This is a genomic window from Nostoc sp. (assembly GCF_036916985.1).
In the GTDB taxonomy this organism is placed as follows: Bacteria; Cyanobacteriota; Cyanobacteriia; order Cyanobacteriales; family Nostocaceae; genus Nostoc.
Window position 1 is genome coordinate 95,120 of sequence record NZ_JBALFD010000019.1, and the last position, 19,423, is coordinate 114,542.

Sequence of the window (19,423 nt, forward strand, 5' to 3'; positions counted from 1 at the left end):
AATTTATCTTAAATCCCCGACTCCAACTGTCTTTAATTTTGAAGTAATAAGTAATAAGTAATAAGTAATGGGTATTACTCATTTATTTATCCTTGACTAGGTTGAAATAACAACCTATGGGCATCTTCTAATAAATTTGGTATTTTGTCAGCATGGGGACTATGACGTAGACAATCGCCCAGATCAAACTCTCTCACTCGTTCTGCTGTCAGGCCAGGGAACCAAGGATCGGCATTATTTAAGTGGTTGTAACGCCTTATGGCATATTCCCACATATCAAAAGCGATCGCTAAATTTCGCAACCATAAAATAACTGGAATATTAATCTCACCAGGGGTTTGGGGATATCTGGGTAAACCAGTGTGCCAGGTAGAATACCAGTCTTTTCCGAGTGAGGCGATCGCTTCTTTTTCTAAACGGTTTAAAATTGGCAATAAAATCTCATCCGCTTTGTCTAAAAGTTCTATAACCTGCAAGTGTTCGTCAAAATCTGATGGTTTAGATGCCCCCAAGCTGAGAGTATGTACTTGCGGATGACTCAAACAAAACAAATCGTTAAACACCATCGCACTGAGAGGATGGCACAAATCCAATAACTTTTGTGGAGGCTTATAGAGCATACCACCTTTATCTGATGGGCTAATAATAAACACCCCCATATCGTGACGTGTGGCTACTTCAATAGCAGACCAATTAAATTGATTAATGTAGTACCAATGGAGATTTACATAATCAAATTGATTGGTTTCAATGGTTTTAATAATTAAGTCTGCCGGCGCGTGGGTAGAAAAACCAATAAACTTTATCTTACCCTGGGCTTGCAATTGTCGCGCTACATCAAGACAACCATGAGGACGAATGCTATCTTCAAATTGTTGAGCATAATTAATGCCATGCAGTGTTAATAAATCAACGTAATCTAGCTTTAATAAAGCTAAAGATTTCTCAAACAAACGGCGAAATTCTTCAGAGTCAGATATAGGCGCAACCTTAGTCTGTACAATAATTTTTTCTCTAGGCAACTTAGGTAAAATCGCTCCTAATTGCATCTCAGAAGTTCCATACATTCGGGCAGTTTCGATGTGATTGATGCCAACTTCTAAAGAACGGCGAATAGTAGCTTCTAGATTCCGTTGATTTTCATCGGGAATTTTATCTTGAGTAAGTTCTTCAGATTCAGTATAGATGTAGCGCATTCCGCCGCAAGAAAACACTGGCATTGCTAATTCTGTACGCCCAAATCTACGATATTGCATCATAAATGTGTTTTGATAAGAGCGATTCATTAATGACTTTTTGCCGAAATCAAACCCCGCATTACTTTGAGATGAAACATCAAGTATGATTTTTCCAGATATTGCAGGTGAGGTTGAATTAACTCATGTATCTTGGAGTATTTAGAAGGTGGCATACTTGGATAAAGATGATGCTCTACATGGTAATTATTATTCCAGTAATAAAACCTAATGATTGGGTTAGAAATCATTGTTCTTGTATCATTCCATAGGTTGTGATCTAAGTCAGACTCACAGCCATAGTGATCTGTAATGCTGAAAATAAACCCGAATGGAGAAGCAAACGTTATTAATGGTATCCAGTAACCAAAGAATAAAATCCCAGGAAAAATTACAGTTAATCCTGCCATTAATACAACCCAACCCAATAGTAGCCAATTATTTTGTAAGACAAATTGGCGTTGCTCTGGTGTTTTAAAATAGCTCAAATAAAAGCTAGTTGGTAAGGCTAATTCCTCTTGTGTATGGGTTTTAAAAGAGTCTAAATATAAATCTTTGGTAACAACCCACCAATTCTTCCAGGCCGCCAGGGGATAAAAATATGTCAAGGCAATAAGATAGGTCTTAATATTAGGAAAAGTTTGCCATGCTGAAGTATCTCCTACAATTTTACCTTTAATTTGTGCTTCTCGATGATGCCCAATATGAATATATTTGTGAAACGAAAAATTCATCAATAATACTAATGATAAGAAAGTTCCCATGAATCGATTAACCTGTTTTGATTTATACAAACTACTGTGGGAGCAGTAATGTATTGCTGCAAAAAAACAGACAAATAAAAATCCTTGAACTAACCAGATTAATAACCATGCTGCCCAGTTATTCAACCAAAACCCAATAGCTGAGAGGATGAAATATGTACTAATGACGACAAATGTTTGAACAATCGGTCTAAATGTAGGAATCTCATGCAATATACGAAGTTCTTCCTTAGATATTTGAGTAACTTCACTAATACTAGGTCTGACATTCTCAATTATTTGATTATTTTCTGTAAGTTCCATTTTTTTCATTTCTAAACTGAGATTTTGTTGAACAGAGCAGTTGAAATATTAGATAAGTAGGCGAGTATAAATCGAAGTTTAAGGTACTTTCAGCCGTAGGGTGTGTTATGCCGTAGGCTAACGCGCCTTAGATTGTTGAGGGTGCGGCGCTGACAACACACCCTACATGAAAATACCTTAACTGTTTAATTGATATTGGATTGCTTCTGCAAGTTGAACTACAGTAGGTTTTTCAAACAGGTAGATCAAGGGAAGCTCTACTTGGAAAGCTGACTGTAGTTTGTATATAACTTCAAGGGCTTGAGAAGAATGTCCTCCTATTTCAAAAAAGTTGTCTTGAGTGCTAATTTGCTCTATACCTAAAATTTCTTTCCAGATAGTTAACACAGTTTCCTCGATAGGATTTTGAGGTGTAATAAAATCCCTTGAGACTGGGAATTTAGTATTTTCAATTGGCAATTTTGGAGCTTTAGATATTAAAACAAGTTCAGCAAGACGTTGGTTATAATTGGTCGTTATTTTTTCCAGCAAAATCTGAAAATTATCGACCATCTTAGTAATAGTAGACTCGGCAAATAAATCGGATCTATATACAAGTAAACCTTCAATACCTGTTGATGTTTCTTCGAGTGTTAACTCTAAATCAAATTCTGCGGTATCCTTTGTATCTCTGCCAATAAACTGTTCTTTCAAAACTAGATTGGCAAATTCTAAATTATCCTGTGGCGTATTTTGAAAGACAAACATTACTTGATTTATTAATGTGTAACTAGAGTCTCTCACTGGTTGGAGTTTTTCTATTAGCTTTATCAGGGGTATTTCTTGATGAGCGTAGACACCCAAGGCTACCTCACGCACTCGGCCAAGTAGTTCCCGAAAGCTGGGGTTTCCTCCTAAGTTGGTACAAAATGGCAGTAAATTAACAAAGAAGCCAATCAGTCTCTCAGTTTCTACTCTGGTGCGATTGGCAAGGGCGCTGCTGACAATGATGTTTTCCTGTCTTGTATAAGAGAAAAGTAATGTTTGGAATGCTGCCAACAAGGTCATAAACGGGGTTACGCCTTCCTGTTGACTCAGCGCTTTGAGAGCATCGGTTAATTTTTTTGAAAGAACTACTGGTTGGCTTGCAGCTTTGAAGGTTCGCACCGACGGACGGGGATGATCGGTTGGTAGCTTCAGCACAGATGGATTACTGCCTAAATGTTTTTGCCAAAACTCAAGCTGAGATTCTAAGATTTGTCCTTGTAACCACTGTCTCTGCCATTGGGCAAAGTCGGTATATTTGATTGGTAACTCAGTCAGAGGCGATCGCTTACCCTGAGAGAAGGCTGCGTAAAGTTCTGCTAGTTCTTGGGTGAGGATACTAAAAGACCAACCATCAGCAACAATATGGTGGGTGACGGCAATAAACAGATATTCTTGTTCATCCAAGCGCCAAAGCTTGCTGCGTAATAAAGGGCCTCGTGCCAAATCGAAAGGCTGTTTAATTTCCTTCTCAGCCTCTTGTGTGGCTTGAGTTTCGCGCTCAGTTTCGCTGATGTGCCGCAGATCGATTACGGAAAAGTCAAAGATAGGCTCGTTCACAACAGCATAAACGACTTGCCCATTTTTCACCTGAAAGGTCGATCGCAATGTCTCATGTCGCCGGACAATTTCTCTTAAACTATCTGATAATGCTTTCTCGTTCAGCGCGCCTGTGATGCGATAAACCAAAGGCAGATTATAGATGGAATTCCCTGGATAGAATTGGTCAAAAAACCACAACTCTAGCTGGGTTAAAGAAATTGGTATTGGTTCGTTTTGGGGGGGAAGTCGTTTTAAAGATAACTCCTGCCCGTCTGGCGCTTTAGCTGTGGCAATTTTTTGGGCTAAAGGTGCGATCGCTGGTGACTCAAATAAACTTAAAAGGGGTAATTCTATGCCAAAGGCTTTGCGCGTTAAAGCAATAACCTGAGTTGCTAGTAAAGAATGTCCCCCCAAATCAAAGAAGTTATCGTAAATGCCAACTTGTTCTAACCCTAAAACATCCCTCCAAATCCCAGCTAAAATTTCTTCGGTGGGATTACGCGGTGCAACATAAGTTTGACTTAATTCTGGTCGGCTGTTTGTGGGTTCTGGTAAGATGCGACGGTTTACCTTACCATTGGGTGTAAGTGGGAAAGATGCCATTTCGACAAAAGCCGATGGAATCATATAATCTGGCAATTGCTCAGTCAAATAAGTCCGCAGTTGTTCAACTGTTACTGATTCTCCTGGAATTGGCACAAAGTAAGCGACTAAATATTTTTCCCTGGCACTTTCCCCATGCACTTTTGCTACTGCTTGGTTAATTTGAGGATGTTTGCTCAAAACAGCTTCAACTTCTCCCAATTCAACGCGAAAGCCCCGAATTTTTACCAAATCATCTATGCGTCCCAAAAACTCAATATTCCCATCTGGTAAGTATCGAGCTAAATCCCCAGTTTTATACAAGTGCTGAGTGCTGAGTGCTGAGTGCTGAGTGTTGAGTGTTGAGTGTTGAGTGTTGAGTGTTGAGTGCTGAGTGCTGAGTGCTGTTAGCGGTAGCGGGGCGTTTAGCCCGTGCTGAGTGTTGAGTGTTGAGTGTTGAGTGCTGAGTGTTGAGTGCTGAGTGCTGAGTGCTGTTAGCGGTAGCGGGGCGTTTAGCCCGTGCTGAGTGTTGAGTGCTGTTAGCGGTAGCGGGGCGTTTAGCCCTTGCGGAGTCAGGAGTTTTCCCCCTGCTCCCTGCCCCCTGCCTCTTCCGAAGGGATTGGGGAGAAATTTCTGATTGGTCAAATCTGGACGGTTGAGGTAGCCACGAGCTAAACCATCACCACTGACGTAGAGTTCTCCAGGAATGCCAATCGGTAAGGGTTGGAGATTGCTATCTAACAGATAAACTTGCACATTGACGGCAGCCTTACCAATGGGGGGATAAATCGGCCATTCATCTGGCTTTTGGCTAAAAGTATAAGCTGTCACTAAATCTGCTTCCGTGGGGCCATAGAAATTGTAGAGTGTACAATTTTCCAGACGCTTAAACAGCTTAATCATGGGCTGAGTAATTTGGAGTTGTTCGCCACAAGCGATCGCTTCCCGAATGTTCTGAAATAAATGTGATTGTTCTCCGTATATTTCCGCTAATTGCTGCCAAAGGGTGACAGGTAGGATCACTTTACCAATGGGGTTATTAGCTAGTAAGTGGATTAATTTATCTAAATCCTTGCGATCGCTTTCAGGAATGATATACAACGTACCTCCAAAGCCCCACGCCACGGATATTTCGTGATAGCTGACATCAAAACTGAGGGAGGCAAACTGAAGCACACCAACACCTGTGACCATTTTCGCCTGATGGTGTTCTACTAAATTGGTGAGCGATCGCTGGGGAACAAGAGTGCCTTTGGGAGTGCCAGTAGAGCCGGAAGTATAAATTATATAGGCTAAATTATCAGCTGCTACTTCAACTTGCAGATTACTCTGGGATTCTTTGGCGATTTCGTCGCCATCTTCATCTAACACAATCAGACGATGAGCAAAATTCCCCTCAAGTAATGACTTCCAACGTGTTTGAGTTAAGACGACTGGTGCTTGAGAATCCTTGAGCATGAAGGCTAAACGCTCTGGGGGATAGGTAGGATCGAGGGGAACGCAAACTCCCCCAGCCTTGAGAGTTCCTAAAATAGCGATCGCAGCTGTTAGCGATCGTTCTACACAAATACCAACTGGTACATCTGGTTTCACACCGAAGCGTTGCAAGTAATGGGCGATTTTATTAGCTTGCTGGTTTAACTCTTCATAAGTCAATTGTTGGTTTTCATATACCACCGCCAAGGCTTGGGGTGTTTTTTTTACTTGCTCCTCAAATAACTGATGGATGCAACTATTAATGGGGTGCGCTACTGAGGTATCATTCCACTTAACTAACAGCAAATCTTGTTCAGATGGAGTGAGTAGCGGTAACTCTCTTGGAGTGCGGTGAGGATTGATGGTAATTCCCTCCAACAGAGTCAGGAAATGACCAGCCATGCGATCGATAATATCTGCATCAAAGCGATCGCGATCGTAGTAAATTTTTACAGTCATTTCCTCGCCAGGAATTGCCAGCAGTGTCAGAGGATAATTGGTTTGTCCTCTGTCTTGCAGTTTCCCGATGCTCAAGTTTCCAGGGAGTTGCTGTAACGTTGCATTTACCGGATAGTTTTCAAATACAACAATGCTTTCAAACAACTGTTGAGTTCGAGGAATTTCACTCACACCTTGAATATCTACCAGTGGGGTGTATGAATACTGCTCCCGCTCTATATATTCTTGTTGCAACAACCCCAGCCAAGTTAACAAATCGGTTTTCTCAGGGATTTTCACTCGTGCCGGCAGAGTATTAATAAATAACCCCACCATCGACTCTACACCAGATAAAGTATGGGGGCGACCAGATACAGTAGTGCCAAAAACCACATCAAATTCGCCACTGTAGCGACTGAGTAATAGCCCCCAAGCGGCTTGTACTAATGTGGCAAGGGTTAGATGATGTTGTTGAGCAAAAGATTTTAAAGTAGTTGTCGTTTCAGGTGATAGATTTTGCGATCGCACCTCAATATCTTGTTGTTGGTGAGAACTCTGCCCGATTGCTCGCTCACTTACCAAAGGCGTAGGTGTAGAAAAACCCTCAAGATTTTGTTGCCAAAATGCCTTCGCTCCAGCTAAATCTTGTTGCTGTAACCAATTAATATAATCTCGATAAGGGCGAATAGGAGCTAAACATAACTGTTGACCATTTTGAATTGACTCATATAAAGCAAACAATTCTTTGAAGATAATCGGCCAACTCCAGCCATCAAGTAGCAAGTGATGAAAGCTCCAAACAAACTGGTATGTTTCATCGGCTACCCGAATTAAAGCAAAGCGCATGAGGGGAGCTTTGTCAAGTTCAAAACCTTGTTTTCTATCTGCATCTAAAAAAGAATTCAGCTGGATTTCTTGCTCTTCTTGAGGAAACATCCGCCAATCTAAATTAGACCACGGCAATTTCACTTGTTTACGCACCACCTGCACTGATTGTTTGCGATTCTTCCAAACAAAAAGAGTCCGCAACGCCGAATGTCGCTCTACCAAGAGTTGCCAAGCCCGTTCAAATATCCCCGGATCTAAATTGCCATGTAGAGTTAATTGAAACTGTTCAAAATATGTTTTTGATTCCGGCTCATAGAGAGTATGAAATAGCATTCCCTCCTGCGTAGGCGACAGGAGATAGATAGATTCAATATCTTTACTTTTACTTTGGTTTTGTGCAACTACCATTGTTTTATTTCTTTAAAAAAGATGATATTAATTACTTAATTTATCTCTATCAAGCCATCCTAAAATCTTCTCTGTCTCTTTTCTTTGCGCCCTTTGCGCCTTTGCGGTTAGTTAAAAAAAAGTAATTGTCACAAATCAAATAAAACCCATCAACCTAAAACCTAACAAATCCCTTAAAAAGCAGACGTAGACAATCCACCATCGACTGGAATAGTAACACCCGTAATATAACTAGCACATTCTGACGCTAGAAAGGCAACCAAATTAGCAACCTCACTAGAATAACCGCGACGACCAAGAGGAATATTATTATTTGTTGCTGCGATGATTGAATCCACTGTCCGGCCTTCCTGTTGGGCGAATACTTCTAAATATTCTCTATGCCTTGGAGTATCAATCAGACCAGGATTAACAGCAGTAACTAAAACATTCCACTTAGCAACTTGCGTAGCAACAGTTTTAGTAAAATTGATTAATGCAGCATTCGCCACTCCCGATTTTACAAGACGGCTAGAAGGTTCTTTTCCTGATGTTCCAACAATATTGATAACGCGCCCCCATTGCTGATTTTTCATCGTTGGTAGCACCAGATTAGTCATGCGAATATAACCCAGTAACTTGCCTTCAAAGACAGTTGACCAATCTTCATTAGAAAGATTTTCTACTGGTTCATTAGAAAATGTAGCACCTTCAGAATTATTAACCAAGATATCAATTTTTCCCAATTTGCTGAGAGCTTCTTGAACTAATTTTTGAGAATCACTTGCATTTTGCACATCAGCACAAATGGGGATAACTTTTGCTTGATAACCAACCAAACCTTGATAAGCTTGTTCTAATCGCTCAGAATTTCTCCCACAGATTATTAACTGACAACCTTCTACGACCAGCTTTTGGGCAACACTATAACCAATACCAGCACTTGCGCCTGTTACTAAAGCTACTTTCTTCGTTAATCCTAAATCCATGATAAATATGCCTTTAAGAAGTAGTGATCGCTGTCTTTGAAAAAATATTTTTGACTGATAAACTAGAATTAGGTTTAATCAGAATTTCAATCAAAGATACTGTTCCATCAGAAAGATTATGTCCTCCATAAGGAACATCAGCCGGAGCATAATAAACACTACCATATTCTAGCTTTCGTTGCTGTTTTTCTATGGCGATCGCTAATTTACCATTCAGGATTATTCCCATTATTTCACTAGGAGATGAGCGAATTGGTATTATTCCTTTCGGAGGAATCTTGGTAATTAAAATCTCAAACCAAGAACCAAAAACAGACTGGCGATCGAAACCTGTAACTTCGTCTTGAGTGGGTGTAACTTTTAAAATCTTCTCCTCTGCTTCCTCAGAATTTGTGATGCGTTTCACATCAAATGCTAATGCTGTTTCTGAAAAATGGTTGATAGAACCATGAAGAACATTAGAACCAGCTACATAAACTTGCTCAAGGGGTTCGAGAATTTCTTTAGTACCGTTGAGGTTAAATTCTAAACGTCCCGCAATTTGCATTCCAATTTGACTTTCGGGATGTTTATGCAATTCAAAAGTAGCTCCTGGGGGAATAGAAACTAACTGCACAACTGTGTCTTCACATTGAAATATAATTAACTCTACATCGTAATTAATTTTGCTGATTTTTGGTTGGGGAAAATATTTAGACATGACTTGCTGTTAATTGAATTTTTTCTGAAAAATCGACCAACTCATGCGGATGTTTCCATAGGTGGAAACAAACTCTAAATCGTAAGCTTTCACAGCATTCTCATTAGTAATCGCAAAATCGGCTAAACCCTGCATTACCTGGATCGCTGAATCGCTGGTAGAAGGAGACAAATCCACTTGTATTTGTGTTTGATCTTGAGCATCTGGCAAGAGTTTTGTTAACAAAGGTAGTGGAGCCGGATGAGTAACAATTCTAGAACCTTTGAAAGCTACCTCTTTATTTTTTTTCTTAGCTAATCCATAGACTGGAGTAGGAAATATAAAAACGAAGCCTAACTCAAAATTAGGCTCCATATAAAACTCATTAACTCGGTCGTAAGCATGAGGAACTAAAGCCATATCTACCTTGTCTTGTAGCAAAGCTTCTCTGACTTCTGTAAAAGTATCAAATAACTGAGTTGATACAGTTACTTGTTCTGAACTCAGATGGTTAGTTATATGTTTGGCAGCGTAGTCACTACTAGTAGCAGCCGGCCCCAAAGTACCTATGACTAAATTTTTGGAAGGAGGGATACGAGGTTGAAATTCAATCTGAAATTCCAGCATAGTTTTTCCTAAGTAATGATCATGATCACTTCATTCAATTTCTGCTAACAGTTCGTCCAAAGCTTCTTGGCTAAACTCAACTTCTGGGAAATCTGAAGGAGTATAGCCACCTGCATCTGGAGATAAACAATGGGCAATAATAGCTTCTAAGGCTTCTATATACTGATTAGCCAGCTTTTCTACAGTCGCCCAGGAATGAAAATGCTCGCTATATTGCCACTCTAGTTTCAGCCTTCCTTCCACAACTAATCCATTTACTGTTAGCAAATGGCTACGCTGTCCTTTGGGGCTGTGAATAGAACCGCTAGACTCTTGGGCATATTTCCAGCCAAGGGTTGCTAACTGGGTTTGATCGAATTGACCCAAGTAGTTAAAGCTGACCTCGGCTTTGGGGAGGGCTTGTAATTGATCGCTCTCATTTGGGTTAAGATAGCGCCAGATGCCATAGCTAATACCCCTGTTGGGAATACGTCGCAGTTGCTCCTTTACTGACTTGATAACTTCTCCGGGATCGTTGCGATCTTCAAGTTTTAACAGCACGGGGAATATACTGGTAAACCAGCCTACCGTGCGTGACAAGTCCACATCCTCAAACAAGTCCTCTCGTCCATGACCTTCTAGGTCAATCAATAGGGAGTGAGAACCTGTCCAACGAGTGAAGGTCTGCACCAATGCTGTTAGCAGTACATCGTTAATTTGGGTGTTATAGGCTCCAGGAACATCCTGTAACAGGGCGCGAGTCTGTTCTACACTCAGGTATACAGACACAATCTGACTAGAAGCTACAGTGTTATCTTGGGCAACAGCAGCATAATCCAACGGTAAAGGAGCAATTGGGAACCGCATTAAATCCAGCCAGTAATCTCGCTGTGCATGGAGTTCTGGACTGCGGGCATAATCCTGCAATCTAATTGCCCAATCCTTAAAAGAAGTTGTTTTTGCTGGTAGTTGGATACTTTTACCAACTTCTAATTGTTTGTATGCCTCAGATAAGTCTTCTAGTAAAATCCGCCACGAGATGCCATCGATAGCCAAGTGATGGATGACGATGAGTAAACGTGCGGGGGAATTGCCTAAGTTAAACAGAATGACCCGCATCAGCGACCCATTTGTTAAATTCAGCGTCCTTTGTGCTGCATCTGCCCTGAGCGCGATCGCTTTTAACTCTTCTGCTGGGGGCAGATATAATAAATCTGCAATGCCCAACGATACTTCATCGCTGGCATCACTGTTGTACTGCTGCCATTGCCCCTCCTGCTGGACAAACCGCAGGCGTAAAGCATCGTGATGGTGCAGTAATTTTTGTAGTGCCTGCTTTAATAATTCCGGTTGCAAATTTGCGGGAACTTCTAGCAGGAAGGATTGGTTAAAGTGATGAGGTTCCGGCAGGTTTTGCTCAAAGAACCACTTCTGAATCGGTGTTAGAGGGACAACCCCTGTAACTAAACCTTGTTCTGATTTAACCGAATTGATTATACCAGCAACAGTAGCTAATTCAGCAATTGTTTGGTGTTGAAATAATTGTTTGGGAGTAAGTTTTAGTCCAGCTTGATTGGCTTTGGCAATAATTTGCATACTAATTATAGAGTCTCCACCCAATTCAAAGAAGTTATCGTGGATACCAACTTGTTTTAGTACTAAAACATCCCGCCAAATCTTGGCCAAGACTTCTTCAGTGTGGGTGTGGGGGGAGACAAAGCCAGTGGATTCATCGGACTCGAACTCTGGTACTGGTAATGCTCGACGGTCTAACTTGCCGTTGGGGGTAATGGGCAGAACTCCTAGAACTGTGAAGGATGCAGGAACCATGTAATTAGGGAGCTTTGACTTAAGAAACAGGCGTAGCTCATTACTGGTTGGCTGTGTCAATTCTGGAATGATATATGCTGCTAAATTCTTCACACCAGGTATATCTTCTCTGGCAATTACAACAGCATCCCTTACCTGGGGATGTTGAGTCAAAGTCGCCTCAATTTCCGAAAGTTCAATGCGGAAGCCGCGAATCTTCACTTGGTAATCAATGCGACCCAAAAATTCTATATTGCCATCGGCTTGGTAGCGAACTAAATCGCCCGTCTTATACAAGCGATCGCATTCCCCCTTGCCCCCTGCTCCCTGCCCCCTGCTTCTTTTAAAAGGGTTAGGAATGAAGCGTTCTGTAGTCAGGTCGGGACGGTGGAGATAACCCCGTGCCAAGCTCTCACCGCCGATGTACAATTCTCCAGTCACACCAATCGGTACAGGCTGCAATAGAGAATCTAGTATATAAACTTGGGTATTTGCGATCGCTCGTCCAATCGTAGGTTGTAAATAGGTTTGTTGTCTTTTAGGAACAGGACCGGATGTTGCGACTACAGTATTCTCTGTTGGCCCGTAATTATTCACCACCTGAAAGGGATGAGAAACCGAAGGATATTGATGCAGTTGATCTCCACCCGTGAGCAAAGTCCGCAAAGCAGCATTGGCCGGCCAATTTAATGACAGAATTTTCTCGGCCATTGGTGTTGGGAGAAAGCTAATGGTGATGGCCTTTGATAACAGCCAATCTCGTAGTTGCTCAGGATCAAGCCTAGTTTCATCATTGGGAAAGTGGATGCTAGCGCCAGCCGTTAGATAAGGCCAGATTTCCCAACCACAAGCGTCAAATGCTACTCCTGCAACTTGTGTGACTCGATCAAGAGACGACACTGCAAAAGCTTGTTGATGCCAAAAGACGAGATTTAACAATCCTCGATGTTCAATTTGCACTCCTTTAGGTCTGCCGGTGGAGCCAGAGGTGTAAATCACATAAGCTAGATTGTCGGTTGTGACTGTGTGGAGTAAATTTTCTGTTCTTGTGCTGGAAATGTCGCTATCAAGACAAACCACCCGCGCTTTATGTGGCGGTAACGTTGCAACCAAACTTTTCTGGGTTAACAGCACCGATACCTGAGCATCTTTTAGCATGAACGCCAACCGCTCTTGGGGATATGCGGGGTCAAGCGGTAGGTATGCCCCACCAGCCTTGAGTATGCCCAGCAATCCGACCACCATTAAGGGCGATCGCTCAATGCAAATTCCTACTAGAACTTCTGCACCCACACCTAAAGTTTGCAAATAATGCGCCAATTGATTTGCGCGATCGTTCAACTCCTGGTAGGTGAGGGACTCATTCTCATAGACTACTGCGATCGCATTTGGTGTTTTTTCTACCTGCTCTTCAAATAACTCATGGAGGCATTTACTCTGAGGATAAGACGTATAAGTATCATTCCATTCCACTAACAACTGATGTCGCTCCGGCTGACTCAGCAGTGGTAATTCACCAATGGCTTGATTCGGATTAGCAATAATCGCTGCTAACAAAGTCTGGAAATGACTTGTCATCCTTGCAATGGTATCTGGTTCAAATAGGTCGCTGTTATGTTCCCACGAACCTATCAGTCCCGCTTTTGTCTCCCAAACGGACAAGGTCAAATCAAACTGAGATGTGCCACGTTCTACAAATTGAGGAGTCAGGGTGACATCAGGCAATTCTAATGTATCCAACAAGAAATTCTCTAAGACAAACACCACTTGAAATAGGGGATTGTAGCTGAGAGAACGTTCTGGCTGCAAAGCTTCTACCACTTGTTCAAAGGGAACATCTTGGTGAGTGTAAGCGGACGTTGCAACTTGTCGCACTTGTGAGAGAAACTCACTAAAACTCGGATTTCCTTTGATTTGGTTACGCAGTACCAATGTATTGACAAAAAAGCCAATTAATGATTCTAATTCTCTACGGTTGCGGTTGGCAATGGGGCTACCAATGCAGATATCATCTTGACCACTGTAGCGAAACATTAAAACCACAAAAGCCGCTAGTAGGGTATGAAATAAGGTAGCTCCTGACTGTTGGCTGAAGGTTTTGATTTGCTTGCTCAAATTCTGGTCAATTTGAAATTCCTGGGTAGCACCACAGAAAGTCTGAATGGCTGGGCGTGGTTTGTCTGTGGGTAGTTCTAATAAGGGTGGCGCATCGGCTAACTGTTGCTTCCAGTAATTTAATTGCTGTTTTTGAATTGCCTCAGTTAACCACTGTCGTTGCCAAACTGTAAAATCAGCATACTGGATGGGCAACTGAGCCAGAAGTTGAGGAGAATTAAGAGTAAAACCCCGGTAGAGGCTGGACAACTCTTGGATGAATATCCCCATTGACCAGCCATCCGTGATGATATGGTGCATAATCAACACCAACATATAGGACTCTGACCCCAACCGTAGTAAAGTAACCCGCAACAAAGGGGCATTACTCAAATCAAAAGGTTGTCGAGCTTCTTTGGTGACAATCTGTTGTACTTCTGCTTCTTCTAAGCCTTGCAAGTCCAGTACTGGTATGTTGATTGTCAAGCTAGGAGAGATGACTTGCACGGGTTTCCCGTCAACTGCGGGAAACGTTGTCCGTAAAATTTCGTGGCGGCGAATGATTTCGTTGATACTCTGCTGTAGAGCTTCTAGGTTGAGTACACCTGCAACGCGCAGCTGTAAACCTTCGTTATAAAACGGGCTTTGGCTTTCTAATTGATAGAGAAACCACATCCTCTGCTGGGCAAAAGATAAAGGCAACTCTCCAAAACGCTGTATAGATGGTATTGGCTCAAAGGAGGAGTCTGTTGCAGTCTTAGCTTCTTCTAGAAAAGCCAGGATTTCTGATTTGCGCCCTAGTAGTTTGTTTTTCAGGTCTGGGTTCATCACTCCCTTGGGAGCGCGATAATTTAACTGGTCGCCTTCTAGCCAAACTTTGATGCCTAAGCTATTTAAATAAGAGACAAATTCTATTGTCGTCATTTATAATACCCCTCCCTCATATTCTGGTTCTGCGTCATCAAAAGCTACATTCCAGTTCGTGACAACAGTTAGCAGCGCCTCCAGACTTTCTCCCAAACCAGCTACGGTAGGCGATGCAAAAAACCGATTGGGCGACAACTCAACAGAAAAAGTCTCGCGCAACCGAGAAATAACTTGGAAGGCTAGTAAAGAATTTCCTCCTAGTTCAAAGAAGTTATCGTGAATGCCGATTTGGGGTATTCCTAAAACTTCTTGCCAAGTTTGGGCTATTTGCCGTTCCGTTTCATTTCGGGGAGCGATCGCGCAAGCGCCCGCCGAAGACATCGCTTCTGTACGAGTCATCCCCCTAGCCAGTAAATCTCGATTAATTTCGCCCTTAGCGGTGAGGGGCATTTCTGAGAGTTGCACGAAGTCACAGTTAACGGTGGTTGTAAAGCGATCGCACACCGTAAAATCTGATAACTCTGGTACAGCAGCACCGTTATGTGTAGTGAAATAGGCAGTTAATTTCTGTAACCCTGGAAAATCTGAGGTAAAACGCCGAATTTTGGCATTGCTACCATCTAACCCGACTATCAGCTGTCCTTGGCCATGATATAAACCAGCCAATAAGGAAGATAACCCTTGTTGCAGACTCATCTCATAAAAGCCTTGAGCCTGGGTGATTTCTTGCCTCTGATAACCCTTATTGATCCCTGTATCACGCCAAATTGTCCAGGCATAGCAATAGTTGTGTAACTCACCAACAGAACGTTGGTATTGATTAAAGCTTTCCAAAAAATTGTTAGCAGCAGCATAAGCAGAAATGGTAGCGCCACCAAAGAAACTCGCCAAAGACGAAAAGCTAATGAAAACCCCCTTTCCTTGCTTGTTTAGAACCTGATGCAGCACCCAAGTACCTAAAATTTTGGGACGTAAGATAGCAGCTAAACTCTCTGGTGTTTCATCCACTAACATTTGTTCGTGATAAGTTCCCGCCAGATGAATCACCCCATCTAGCTGACTTCCCCAGTTAGCCTTGACTTTTGACACCACTTGTTGAACGGCTTGAAAGTCGCAGATATCCACTGTCTCATAAACCACCGTTCCCAGCTGCTTTAATTCCTGATAAAGCTTGATTTTTTCTAATATTTCCGTAGAGACGTTGGATGAAATATCTTCACTTGGTAAACGAGTCCGACCTACTAATAATAATTTGGCATTAAAAAACTTAATTAGATATTTAGCAATTTCAATTGCCACACCCCCAAGTCCACCACTTATCAGATACATTCCCCCTGATTTAAAGGGAAGTTCTTGTTTTGATTTATCTTGCAGATTAACTTTTTCTAAACCTGCAATCAAACGCTGTCCATCTCGGTAAGCTACCTCTTGCCCTTTTGATAAAACCTGGAGTTCTTGCAGAATATAATTCCCATCAACTTGTAGTGAGTTTGGTACTAAATCAATGTGGCGACAATTTAACCAGGGTATTTCCTGGGGAATAGTTTTAATTACTCCCAAAACTGGAGATTTTTCATAAGCTATCTTGTCTATTGCTTGTGTAGACTGGGTGTAGCTAGAAACAAATAATAATTGAACTAAATCTTGAATTTCGTGAGTTTTTGCTAATGCTTGCACAAGAAACAACAAACTATAAGTTCCCTGGATTTGGGCTATTTCCAGAGCATCTAGGCTGGTGATTTCTCCGCTATACTCATGATAATTCCACAAATGAAGAATTTGACCGATAGTCAAGTTTTCAGCTTTTATAGTCTCAAGCAATAGCTGATAATGGTCTGCATTCCCAGGAGCCAAAAAGAAATAATTAGGGCTTTTTTTTGCAAAATCATATCCAGGTGAAATAGAAATATAGGGTAGATTTTGCTGTTTTAGTTGCTGACAAATAAATGCTCCCAATCCTAACTCGTCGAGAAATACTATAGTCAGAGAATTTTGGGATAAAGTCTTCAAAGCCTTGGCTTGCTTAGGTCGCCAGACTTTTTGATAGAACCAATCAGGAATAGTGTTAGTATTATTTAGTAATATATCGAACCGTTTGAGAATTGAGTTAAACTCACCTGCATGAAAGCGATCGCTAAGTTGCGATCGCTGGATTTTACCAATAACAGTTTTGGGAATATCTTCTTTAGGCAATAAAATTAAATAGTCAGGATTCAATCCTACTTTAATAACAACTGTCTGGCGAATTTTCTTCAGTAGTTCTAATATTTTTTGATCTTCAGTAATCGGTGAACTGAAAAAGATAGCTAGTTTCTCTGTTGCACCATCAACATTGGTGACTGCACAAGCGGCGGTGTAGGAAACTTCAATTTCGGCAATTTCTTCCACTATTGCTTCAATTTCATGACTGTAGTAGTTGGCTCCATTAATAATAATAGTTTCTTTGGCACGACCAGTAACCACCAATTGTCCGTTGGCTATGAATCCTAAATCGCCAGTATCAAACCAACCATCTTTTAAAAAAGATTGATCGTTGGCATTTTGGTTGTTGTAATATCCCGGAGAAACTGCATCACCTTTGACTTGCAAACGCCCTATAGTATCTTCTTTTAATACAGAGTTTTGCTCGTCTACAATGCGAATGGTAATTCCTGGAATGACTGAGCCTAAATCGGTAAAAGTATTATAATTTGGATGGTCTATTTCTACTCGTTGAATCGTACCTTGCAAGATAGATTTATCTATTCTATGGAACAACAAAGGTGCTTCTTTAATGGGCTGATAATATGTAATCCCTGAACCCATCTCAGCCATGCCAAAAGCTGGTCGAATTGCCGTTGCTTTGAGTCTATATGCAACTAAATTTTCTCGAAAATCCTCTACAGCTTTACTAGATACTGCTTCACCAGCTGTCAGTAGGAATTTCACACACGATAAGTTCCAATTCTGTTCTGATTCTTGTTTGAGGGAGTCATTAACTATGGTGTATGCAAAGTTAGGGGCCCAGCTATGAGTAATGCGGTATTTATGAATCAAATCCAACCAGTTGAGGATGCGACCTAATATATATTCTTTTTGGGCATAAACTAATGTGCAACCCGATTCCACAGCCCGGATATGCCAATCTGAAATGCTGCCAATATGATCGAATGGCAGCCAATTTAAAATCACATCTTCTGGCTCGTGTTGATTGAGTTGGTTGGCTCCTCTAGCACGAGCAATGAGATTTTGATGAGTCAATTGAACGCATTTTGGTATTCCTGTACTTCCAGAAGTCAGGTTAAATAGAGCAACTTCATCTGGTTGACTATGGTGATATTGTTTGCTAGTAGTATTGTTTTTTAAAGCTTCAATTGCACCTATTTTGAGGCGTTCTGCTGGTAGCCATTGCGATAGTAATTCTACCTCTTGTTTAAGAATTTCCGTAGTTAAGATGACTGGACTATCTAAGAACTGCCAAATATGACAAAGCTTATCCATCACCTTGTTTGATTCTCTATAAGTCGGCGGCACTTCCATGATTACGGGTATAAAGCCTCCCAATATGCAGCCCCAAAAAGCTGGAATAATGTCACAGCTAAGTTCCATCTGCAAGATGACTTTGTTTGTTGGCTTGAGTCCCAATTTTATCAAACCAGCAAGAATCCGCTCTGCAACTTCCAGTAACTCAGCGTATGATTGACGTAGTTCTGCGCCATCGGGCAGCAGGTAAATAATTCCCCCACTTGTAACCTGTTGCGCGGCTCTTTGCAAAACTTCGGGTAAGGTAATAGGTGCATAAGGATCATCCGGGAGAATACTGCCGTGGCTAATGGCAAGTGGCTTCGGCTTTGAGAAATATTGTTGTGTATTGGGTTGGAAGTCTCTGGAAATTGGGGCAAAGTTTGCACTCTTGTCTTGCCAATTGGGGATCAAATCCGACAAATGCAGTGAAGGGATCTTCTTTCTCAACTCTTGCACCACTACCACTGCCTGTTTGATGTTGTGATAATAATTAAGTTGCTTTTCTAGTTGCTCAATTAAACTTTCATCAATAATAGGAATGTTCATCAAAGCAAATTCGTCTACCTCTCCTGTGGCAGTTAAAGGTATATTTGACACTGGTACTACAGCTTTTAGTAATAATGCTTCCCCGGATACCTTTTGAAGATAAGAGCGAATTTGCTTTAGCGAATTCTTTGAGCTTGAAACAATATATAGTATAACTTCCAGTGGATATGTTTTATTCACAATCACTGTGCATTCATTTAATGGAGTTTTCTCCCATAAGACTAATTCAAACTTAGTTTTAAGTTGCTGTATTTTCTTCAAAGATAAACTCTCTTCTTCTAAAAAATTCATTTTTTTGCACTCATTACCATAATTTAAATGTACTTAAAAACTATAAGTTTATACTTACTAATCTATAATCTAGGTAAACAAAAAACTATTGCAAACATTACTCTATTTCATATTGCAAAATATAAAATTTGCTTTTATTTTATATCAATTAATTCATAATTAGCCTTCTTATTTATTACATCAATTTACTTACTATAGAGAATATTTAGCAATTATTGTTTTATTAAAGTACAAATTTTATGAGATTAGTATGTTTAACCTAAATCTTCTAAAGAATCTCAGTTTTGTCAATAAAATGCAATAGCAGTTAAGTAAATAATAATGTGGACATTTAAGACATTTAAGACAGTTAAGTAAATAATAATGTGGACATTTAAGACATTTAAGACAGTTAAGTAGATAATAATGTGGACATTTAAGACAGTTAAGACAGTTAAGACAGTTAAGTAAACATTTAAC

The 19,423-nt window shown here is 40.9% G+C and carries 8 protein-coding genes; all 8 read right to left on the bottom strand.

The window, feature by feature from the left end:
- Window positions 1-86: 86 nt before the first annotated feature.
- A complete protein-coding gene (locus V7L07_RS07785; RefSeq protein ID WP_335056633.1) occupies window positions 87-1,256 on the bottom strand; it encodes an aldo/keto reductase in 1,170 nt (389 codons plus the stop codon).
- A 29-nt stretch (window positions 1,257-1,285) separates the two neighbouring features.
- On the bottom strand, window positions 1,286-2,311 hold the full coding sequence (locus V7L07_RS07790; protein ID WP_335056558.1) for a fatty acid desaturase family protein: 1,026 nt from the start codon (window positions 2,309-2,311) through the stop codon (window positions 1,286-1,288).
- Window positions 2,312-2,479: 168 nt separating this feature from the next.
- Window positions 2,480-7,600 (bottom strand): amino acid adenylation domain-containing protein, encoded by a 5,121-nt coding sequence (locus tag V7L07_RS07795; protein WP_335056560.1) that lies wholly within the window; start codon window positions 7,598-7,600, stop codon window positions 2,480-2,482.
- A 173-nt stretch (window positions 7,601-7,773) separates the two neighbouring features.
- Window positions 7,774-8,568, bottom strand: coding sequence for an SDR family oxidoreductase (locus V7L07_RS07800; RefSeq protein ID WP_335056562.1), 795 nt, complete (start codon window positions 8,566-8,568; stop codon window positions 7,774-7,776).
- 13 nt (window positions 8,569-8,581) lie between these two features.
- A complete protein-coding gene (locus tag V7L07_RS07805) occupies window positions 8,582-9,268 on the bottom strand; it encodes a cupin domain-containing protein (RefSeq protein WP_335056564.1) in 687 nt (228 codons plus the stop codon).
- Between the two features lie 9 nt (window positions 9,269-9,277).
- A complete protein-coding gene (locus V7L07_RS07810; RefSeq protein ID WP_335056566.1) occupies window positions 9,278-9,874 on the bottom strand; it encodes a LysR family transcriptional regulator in 597 nt (198 codons plus the stop codon).
- A 30-nt stretch (window positions 9,875-9,904) separates the two neighbouring features.
- Window positions 9,905-14,680, bottom strand: a complete 4,776-nt coding sequence (locus V7L07_RS07815; RefSeq protein ID WP_335056571.1) for an amino acid adenylation domain-containing protein — start codon at window positions 14,678-14,680, stop codon at window positions 9,905-9,907.
- Window positions 14,681-18,964, bottom strand: coding sequence for an SDR family NAD(P)-dependent oxidoreductase (locus V7L07_RS07820; RefSeq protein ID WP_335056573.1), 4,284 nt, complete (start codon window positions 18,962-18,964; stop codon window positions 14,681-14,683).
- Between the last annotated feature and the right edge of the window lie 459 nt (window positions 18,965-19,423).